Source organism: Paracidovorax sp., assembly GCF_057642795.1.
This window is the reverse complement of the sequence record NZ_JBXYZY010000013.1, coordinates 1-508: the sequence shown is the minus strand read 5'-3', so window position 1 is coordinate 508 and position 508 is coordinate 1. Positions and strand designations below refer to the sequence as shown.

1 protein-coding gene is annotated in these 508 nt (G+C 27.2%); it reads left to right on the top strand.

What is annotated here, in order from left to right; translation table 11 throughout:
* Nucleotides 1–508: hypothetical protein (locus AC3A84_RS06030; RefSeq protein WP_487968728.1), on the top strand; the 508-nt coding region annotated here is incomplete at both ends.

The following is a 508-nucleotide window of genomic DNA, read 5'->3' as shown; positions in this document are numbered from 1 at the left end:
ATAGAATCAATAGCTAATTCCGAAACTGAAGCAATCAAAGTTGATGTACAAAGTCCAGGTTTTTTAGAAATAGCAACTCCTATTCCTCCTGATATAATGAAAGATTTAGGTAGCACATTATATACAACTTTAAAATATGGGGGTGTCATTACTTTTGCTATTTTAATGATTCAATTTATTACTGGAAAAAGGGTCGATAAAATATTTGGAATAACTTTAAATGAGCGAAAACCAAAAGAGTTAAGAGAAGCAGAAAAACAATCCAATATTGCTGAGGCTAATGCTAAAAAAGAAAAAAGCAAAGAAAAATATATGGAATCGATTGTAAAACAAAATAAACTATTAAAAGAACACCCAGATTTGTTTAAAACAAATGATTTAAATGAAAATTCAAAAAGTTTAAAGGAGCTAAATCAAGATTTGGAATTGAGTATTAAAAACCTGGATATTGAACAATTTGAACTTCCAAATAACGATTTAAACGAATCAGATAATAACAATAATTTTA